General features: G+C 71.5%; 6 protein-coding genes and 1 pseudogene. 5 read left to right on the forward strand and 2 right to left on the reverse strand.

Going from position 1 to position 8,099, the window contains the following annotated elements; genetic code table 11:
* Positions 1 to 40 precede the first annotated feature (40 nt).
* Both ACFVVO_RS18910 and ACFVVO_RS18915 read right to left on the reverse strand, forming a co-directional pair.
* Positions 41 to 769 (reverse strand): type 1 glutamine amidotransferase, encoded by a 729-nt coding sequence (locus ACFVVO_RS18910; RefSeq protein WP_390056236.1) that lies wholly within the window; start codon positions 767 to 769, stop codon positions 41 to 43.
* A 94-nt stretch (positions 770 to 863) separates the two neighbouring features.
* Positions 864 to 1,778, reverse strand: coding sequence for a helix-turn-helix domain-containing protein (locus ACFVVO_RS18915; protein ID WP_390056238.1), 915 nt, complete (start codon positions 1,776 to 1,778; stop codon positions 864 to 866).
* A gap of 146 nt (positions 1,779 to 1,924) precedes the next feature.
* Between ACFVVO_RS18915 and tkt the strand changes: the two genes are divergently transcribed.
* The 5 genes and pseudogenes from tkt to ACFVVO_RS18940 all read left to right on the forward strand — a co-directional run.
* Positions 1,925 to 4,000: a transketolase gene (tkt, locus tag ACFVVO_RS18920; protein ID WP_390056239.1), complete on the forward strand. Its 2,076-nt coding sequence runs from the start codon at positions 1,925 to 1,927 to the stop codon at positions 3,998 to 4,000.
* Positions 4,001 to 4,028: 28 nt separating this feature from the next.
* The gene (gene tal / locus ACFVVO_RS18925; protein WP_390056241.1) at positions 4,029 to 5,162 is read left to right on the forward strand and encodes a transaldolase; all 1,134 of its coding nucleotides are present in this window, start codon (positions 4,029 to 4,031) and stop codon (positions 5,160 to 5,162) included.
* Entirely contained in the window at positions 5,162 to 6,757 is a 1,596-nt protein-coding gene (gene zwf, locus ACFVVO_RS18930) for a glucose-6-phosphate dehydrogenase (protein WP_390056242.1), read from the forward strand. The genes tal and zwf overlap by 1 nt, the downstream gene beginning before the upstream one ends.
* Positions 6,754 to 7,680 (forward strand): glucose-6-phosphate dehydrogenase assembly protein OpcA, encoded by a 927-nt coding sequence (gene opcA / locus ACFVVO_RS18935; protein WP_390056244.1) that lies wholly within the window; start codon positions 6,754 to 6,756, stop codon positions 7,678 to 7,680. The genes zwf and opcA overlap by 4 nt, the downstream gene beginning before the upstream one ends.
* A gap of 1 nt (position 7,681) precedes the next feature.
* Positions 7,682 to 8,099 (forward strand): annotated as a pseudogene (locus tag ACFVVO_RS18940) (glucose-6-phosphate isomerase); the annotation flags it as partial.

Here is an 8,099-nt window from a genome sequence, read left to right on the forward strand (position 1 = left end):
CGGGCCCGTGACCGCTGACCGGTGACGGGCCCGGGCACCGTCAGCCGGCCGCCGGCGCGGGGCGCTCCCGCACCAGCCGCGCGAAGCGCAGCGCCACCTCGCGCCACACCGGGGCCGCGGCGGGATCGGCCCGCCGGGCCGCCCGGAGCAGTTCGTCCCGGTCGACGCCGTGCCGGGACAGGCGCTCCACCGGCCAGTGCGCGATCTGCTCGGGGTCGGCCTCTGGGTGGAACTGCACCCCCCACGCCGACCGGCCGAGCCGGAAGGCCTGGTGGGGACAGCGCTCGCTGCGCGCCAGCGGGCGCGCCCCGGCCGGCAGCCGCACGATCGCGTCCACATGGTTCTCGACCGCGGTCGGACGCTCGGGCAGCCCGCCGAAGAGCGGGTCCTCGGCCGCCGGCGCGAGCAGGGTCAGCACCGTGCTGCCGAACTCGGGCTCACCGTGCTCGCCCTTCACCTCACCGCCCGCCACATGCGCCAGCATCTGTCCGCCGAGGCAGATCCCGAAGACCGGTACGTCGCGTTCCAGCGCCTGGCCCATCAGCGTCCGGGTCCGGGCAAGCCATGGCGCCCGGGTGTCGTCGTCGGGCAGGTAGCCTCCGCCGAGCACGATCAGCGCCTCGTGCTCCAGCCGGTCCGGGAGTGCCTGCCCGGTGTCCGCGCGGACCACGTCCACGTCGATACCGCCCTCGGCCAGCCAGCCGGCCCACCGGCCGGGCCCGCCGTTCGGACCGTTCTGCACGACCAGTGCCGTGGCCCGGCTCCTCATGCCCTCACCCTGCCCTCCCGTGCGGCTTCCCGCGCATCCTAGGCAGGCGCACGGCCGCACGGCGGCGGCCGCGTGGCACGAGCGGGGTTCCGGGTCAGTGCAGCTCGGCCCGGAACGCCACCGGCGTGACGCCGGTGTGGAGCTGGAAGAACTTGGAGAAGTTGGCCGCGTCGGGGAAGCCCACGGCCGCCCCGACACGGCCGATCGGCATGTCCGTGTGGGCGAGCAGGCGCTTGGCCTCCAGCACCACTCGCTTGTCGATGAATCCCTTCGGCGTCTCGCCGGTGGCCGCACGGACCGCGCGGACGAGCGTGCGGCGGGAGTAACCGAGCGCGTCCGCGTAGGCGCTGACGCTGTGCTGGGTGGCGAAGCCCTTCTCGACCGCGTCGCGGAAGAGCGTGAAGGTGCTGTCCGCCGGCCGCCGGGCCGCCTCGGCCGAACTGGCCGCGAGGTGGGCGAGGCGCAGCAGGAACGCCGTCAGGGTGTGCCGCAGGACGGCCGTGTGCAGGCTGAGCGGCAGCGACGCGGTGTCCTCGTACTCGCGGCGCAGCTGCTCGAGCGCCGCTCGGAGCGCGGAGAGCTGTTCCGGTCCGGGGCGCAGCAGCGGCGGCAGGTCGTAGCGGTACAGGCCGGTGGCCTCGACGGTGGCGCGGGGCAGGAAGCCGGGCTGCATGGTCAGCACGGTTCCGCGGTACTCGCTGCTCCGGGCGAAGCGGTGGACCTGCCCGGGGCGGATCCACAGCAGGTCCCCGGCCCCGGCCTCGTACTCGGCGAAGTCGACCATGTGCCGTACGGGGCCGTCGGTGAACAGCATGACCACGTGGAAGTCGATGCGGTGGACGCGGTGCAGCGGGGCGTCGGCGTGCCAGGTGCGGTCACCTCCCATGGGGCCGATCTGCATGCCGACGCCCCCGACGGCCAGGTCGGCCGGGAAGGGGAAGGTTCTGATCGCGTCGCCGTCCATGCCCTCGTCGCCCTCGGCCTCGGCTTGGGGTGTTTCGTCCGCCATGTTCTCCGTGTGCCGTTCCGCTCGCGCGATCACTGTCCCAGATTCACCACAGGCTGACACACTCCGACCTTCCCTCGAAAAAGTCAGACTTTTAGATTTGAACGTGTCCAGCCAGCAATCACGCATTGAACGAGGACTTCTTGAAGATGAGCACGCAGACACCCGAAGGCTTCGAGTGGACCGACCTGGACCGGCGCGCCGTGGACACCGCCCGGCTTCTCGCCGCGGACTCGGTGCAGAAGGTCGGCAACGGCCACCCGGGCACCGCGATGAGCCTGGCGCCTGTCGCGTACACGATCTTTCAAAAGGTGATGCGTCATGACCCGGCCGACCCGGAGTGGACCGGCCGGGACCGCTTCGTACTCTCCCCCGGCCACACCTCGCTGACCCTGTACACCCAGCTCTTCCTCGCCGGGTACGAGCTGGAACTGGACGATCTGAAGGCGTTCCGCACACACGGCTCGAAGACGCCCGGTCACCCGGAGTACGGGCACACCGCCGGTGTCGAGACCACGACCGGCCCGCTCGGCCAGGGCGTCGCCAACGCCGTCGGCATGGCGATGGCCGCCCGCTACGAGCGCGGCCTGTTCGACCCGGACGCCCCGCGGGGCGAGTCCCCCTTCGACCACACCGTCTGGGCGATCGTCTCCGACGGCGACCTGCAGGAGGGCGTCTCCGCCGAGGCCTCCTCGCTCGCGGGCCACCAGAAGCTCGGCAACCTGGTCTTCGTCTACGACGACAACCACATCTCCATCGAGGGCGACACCGCCACCGCCTTCTCCGAGGACGTGCTGAAGCGGTACGAGGCCTACGGCTGGCACACCCAGCGCGTCACGCCCACCGCCGACGGCGACGTCGACGTGCCCGCGCTGCACGCGGCGCTGGAGGCCGCGCGTGCCGAGACCGGACGGCCCTCCATCATCGCCCTGCGCACGGTCATCGCCTGGCCGGCCCCGAACGCGCGGAACACCGAGGCCTCCCACGGCTCCGCACTCGGCGAGGACGAGATCGCCGCCACCAAGCGCCTCCTCGGCTTCGACCCGGAGCGCACCTTCGAGGTCGCGGACGAGGTCCTGGACCACTCCCGGCGGGCCCTGGACCGGGGCGCCGAGGCGCACGCGGCCTGGGACAAGCGGATCGCCGAGTGGCGGGCCGCGCACCCCGAGCGGGCACGGCTCTTCGACCGGATCAGCAAGGGCGAGCTGCCCGAGGGCTGGCAGGACGCGGTGCCCGTGTTCGAGGAGGGCAAGTCCGTCGCCACCCGCGCCGCCTCCGGCAAGGTGCTGCAGGCCCTCGGCCCGGTGCTTCCCGAGCTGTGGGGCGGTTCCGCCGACCTCGCCGGTTCGAACAACACGACCATCGACAAGAGCAGCTCCTTCCTGCCCGCCGGCAACCCGCTGCCCGAGGCCGACCCGTACGGCCGTACCGTCCACTTCGGAATCCGCGAGTTCTCGATGGCCGCGGAGATGAACGGCATCGCGCTGCACGGCAACACCCGCGTCTACGGCGGCACCTTCCTGGTGTTCTCCGACTACATGCGCAACGCCGTACGGATGTCGGCGCTGATGCAGCTGCCGGTGACGTACATCTGGACGCACGACTCCATCGGCCTCGGCGAGGACGGCCCGACCCACCAGCCGGTCGAGCACCTGGCCTCGCTGCGCGCGATCCCGGGCCTGAACGTCGTCCGCCCGGCGGACGCCAACGAGACCGCGATCGCCTGGACCGAGATCCTGAAGAGGCACGCCACCGACCCTGCCCCGCACGGACTCGCGCTCACCCGCCAGGGCGTGCCCGCCTACGCGCCGAACGAGGACGCGGCCAAGGGCGGCTATGTGCTGCGCGAGTCGTCGACCGAGACCCCGGAGGTGATCATCATCGCGACCGGTTCCGAGGTGCAGCTCGCCGTCGCAGCGCGGGAGCGGCTGGAGGCCGAGGGTATCGGCACCCGGGTGGTGTCCATGCCGTCCGTGGAGTGGTTCGAGGAGCAGCCGCGCGCCTACCGGGAGCGGGTGCTGCCGCCGGCCGTGAAGGCCCGGGTCGCCGTCGAGGCCGGCATCGGCCTGACCTGGCACCGGTTCATGGGCGACGCAGGTCGGATTGTCTCCCTGGAACACTTCGGCGCCTCCGCCGACGCGGCCACACTGTTCGCCGAGTTCGGCTTCACCCCCGAGAACGTCGCCGCCGCTGCCCGCGAGTCGCTGGCCGCCACGCACGCCTGATACCGACGCGATAGGAAAGAAGATCACTGTGACCGAAGCAATCGCCACCCCGGGAGCCCTCAAGCGCCTCGCCGACGAGGGGGTGTCGGTCTGGCTGGACGACCTGTCGCGCAGCCGCATCACCTCGGGCAGCCTGGCCGGTCTCGTGGACGGCGGCGGCGTCGTCGGCGTCACCACCAACCCCTCGATCTTCCAGGCGGCCATAGGCTCCGGCGAGGGCTACGAGGAGCAGCTCACCGAGCTCGCGGTGCGGGGTGTGACGGTCGACGAGGCCGTGCGCATGATGACGACCGCCGATGTGCGGGCGGCCGCAGACGTCCTGCGGGGCGTGTACACCACCTCGGACGGCCGCGACGGCCGGGTCTCCATCGAGGTCGACCCGCGGCTCGCCCACCGCACCGAGGCCACGGTCGCCGAGGCCAAGCAGCTTGCCTGGCTGGTCGACCGTCCCAACGTGATGATCAAGATCCCGGCGACCCGGGCGGGCCTGCCGGCGATCACGGAGGTCATCGGCCTGGGCATCAGCGTCAACGTGACGCTGATCTTCTCCCTGGAGCGCTACCGCGAGGTCATGGACGCCTACCTGGCCGGTCTGGAGAAGGCCAGGGAGCGGGGCCTGGACCTGTCGGAGATCCACTCGGTGGCGTCCTTCTTCGTCTCCCGCGTGGACAGCGAGATCGACAAGCGGCTGACCGCGCTGGGCACCCACGAGGCCCTCGCGCTCAAGGGCCGCGCGGCCCTCGCCAACGCCCGGCTCGCCTACGAGGCGTACGAGGAGGTGTTCGGCTCCGGGCGCTGGCAGGCGCTCGCCGGTGACCGGGCCAACAAGCAGCGTCCGCTGTGGGCCTCCACCGGTGTGAAGGACCCCGCCTACAAGGACACCCTGTACGTCGACGAGCTGGTCGCCCCCGGCACCGTCAACACCATGCCGGAGGCCACCCTGAGGGCCACCGCCGACCACGGCGAGATCACCGGCGACACGGTGACCGGCGGCTACGAGCGGGCCCGCGCGGACCTCGCGGCCGTCGAGCGGCTCGGCATCTCCTACGACGAGGTCGTCCAGCAGCTCGAGGACGAGGGCGTCGCCAAGTTCGAGACGGCCTGGCAGGAGCTGCTGGACGCCGTCACCGAGTCGTTGCAGAACAAGGGAGTTGAGGCGTGATGACGACCGACGCCCAGCAGCCGGAGAAGCCGGCCGCGCCCGAGGACGTGCGCGTCCCGATCGGCCCGGCCGCCGACTGGGTGAACCCGCTGCGGGACGCCGACGACCGCCGGCTGCCGCGCATCGCGGGCCCCTCGGGTCTGGTCATCTTCGGCGTGACCGGTGACCTGTCCCGCAAGAAGCTGATGCCGGCCGTCTACGACCTGGCCAACCGCGGTCTGCTGCCGCCCGGCTTCTCCCTCGTCGGCTTCGCCCGCCGGGACTGGGAGGACCAGGACTTCGCGCAGGTCGTGCACGACGCGGTGCGTGAGCACTCGCGCACCCCGTTCCGGGAGGAGGTCTGGCAGCAGCTCTCCGAGGGCATGCGGTTCATCCCCGGTGACTTCGACGACGACACCGCGTTCAAGCAGCTCAAGGACGCAGTCGAGGAACTGGACGCCTCCCGGGGCACCGGCGGCAACTTCGCGTTCTACCTCTCGGTGCCGCCGAAGTTCTTCCCCAAGGTCGTGCGGCAGCTCAAGAAGCACGGCCTGGCCTCCCCGCCGCAGGGCGCCTGGCGGCGCGCGGTCATCGAGAAGCCGTTCGGCCACGACCTCGCCAGCGCCCGCGACCTGAACGCGATCCTGCACGACGTGTTCGAGCCGGACCAGGTGTTCCGCATCGACCACTACCTCGGCAAGGAGACGGTCCAGAACATCCTGGCGCTGCGCTTCGCCAACCAGATGTACGAGCCGATCTGGAACCGCAGTTACGTCGACCACGTGCAGATCACCATGGCCGAGGACATCGGCATCGGCGGCCGCGCCGGCTACTACGACGGCATCGGCGCCGCCCGTGACGTCATCCAGAACCACCTCCTGCAACTGATGGCCCTCACGGCCATGGAGGAGCCCATCGCGTTCGACGCGGACGCGCTGCTCACCGAGAAGCTGAAGGTGCTGAAGTCGGTACGGCTGCCGGAGGAACTCGGCCGGCACACCGTGCGCGGCCAGTACGCGGCCGGCTGGCAGGGCGGCGAGAAGGTCATCGGCTACCTCCAAGAGGAGGGCATCGACCCCAAGTCGAAGACCGACACCTTCGCCGCGATCAAGCTGGGCATCGACAACCGCCGCTGGGCGGGCGTCCCCTTCTACCTGCGCACCGGCAAACGCCTCGGCCGCCGGGTCACCGAGATCGCGGTGGTCTTCCAGCGGGCCCCGCACTCCCCCTTCGACTCCACCGCCACCGAGGAACTGGGCCAGAACGCCATCGTGATCCGCGTCCAGCCGGACGAGGGCATGACCGTGCGGTTCGGATCCAAGGTCCCGGGCACCTCGATGGAGATCCGGGACGTGTCCATGGACTTCGCCTACGGCGAGTCGTTCACGGAGTCCAGCCCGGAGGCGTACGAGCGGCTCATCCTGGACGTGCTGCTCGGCGACGCCAACCTGTTCCCCCGTCACCAGGAAGTGGAAGAGTCCTGGAAGATCCTCGACCCGATCGAGGAGTACTGGTCCCGGCACGGCAGGCCGGCCCAGTACCCGGCGGGTACCTGGGGACCGGAAGAGGCAAACGAGATGCTCGCACGAGACGGACGGAGCTGGCGCAGGCCATGAAGATCGACCTGACCGACACCACGGCAAGCAAGATCAACAAGGCGCTGGTACGGGGCCGCCGGGCCATCGGCACCCCCGCCGTCGGCATGGTCCTGACGATGGTCATCGTCACGGACGAGGAGAACGCCTACGACTCGCTCCGGGCCGCCGAGGAGGCCTCGCACGAGCATCCCTCGCGGACCCTGGTCGTCATCAAGCGGCACGCCCGCACCCTGCGCGACCGCACCACCTCCCGGCTGGACGCCGAGGTCCGGGTCGGCTCCGAGGCAGGCACCGGCGAGACGGTGGTGCTGCGCACCTACGGCGAGGTGTCCGACCACGCCGACTCGGTGGTCCTGCCGCTTCTGCTGCCCGACGCCCCGGTCGTCGTGTGGTGGCCGGTGGACGCGCCCGAGACTCCCTCCAAGGACCCGCTCGGCGCGCTGGCCCAGCGCCGGATCACCGACCTGTACGCCGTCGAGCGCCCGCTGGAGGTCCTGGAGACCCGGGTGCGCGCCTACGCGCCCGGTGACACCGACCTCGCCTGGACCCGGCTCACGCCGTGGCGGTCCATGCTGGCGGCCGCGCTCGACCAGGCCCGGGTGAAGGTGACCTCGGCCGCCGTCGAGGCCGAGCAGGACAACCCCAGCGCCGAACTGCTCTCCCGCTGGCTGGAGGCCCGGCTGAACGTGCCGGTGGACCGCGTGGTCACGGCGGGGCCGGTGGTGACCGCCGTCCGGCTCGGCACCGAGAACGGCGAGATCGTCATCGACCGCCCCGAGGGGCCCCTGGCCACGCTGACCCTGCCGGGGCAGCCGCCGCGCACCCTCGCCCTGAAGGTCCGCCCCACCTCCGAACTCATCGCCGAGGAGTTGCGCCGCCTCGACGCCGACGAGATGTACGCCATCGCCCTCAGCGGCGAGGCCACCAAGGAGCACGCCTGACATGACCGACGCACCGTCAGACCTCCCCGAGCTCACCCGCCGTCCCGAGTGGACGGCCCTCGAGGACCACCGGGCCGCGGGACGGCTCTCCCTGCGCGAGCTGTTCGCGGCGGACCCCGGCCGCGCCGAGCGCTACGTCGTGCGGGTCGGCGACCTGCACATCGACTACAGCAAGCACCTTGTCACCGACGAGACCCTGGCCCTACTGCGGGAACTCGCCACGGCCACCGGCGTGTTCGCGCTGCGGGACGCCATGTTCCGCGGCGAGAAGATCAACATCACCGAGGACCGGGCGGTGCTGCACACCGCGCTGCGGGCCCCCCGGGACGCGGTGATCGAGGTGGACGGCGAGAACGTCGTACCGCGGGTGCACGCCGTGCTGGACAAGATGGCCGGCTTCGCGGAGCGGGTCCGCTCCG

This window comes from Streptomyces sp. NPDC058145, from assembly GCF_042884245.1.
Taxonomy (GTDB): Bacteria; Actinomycetota; Actinomycetes; order Streptomycetales; family Streptomycetaceae; genus Streptomyces.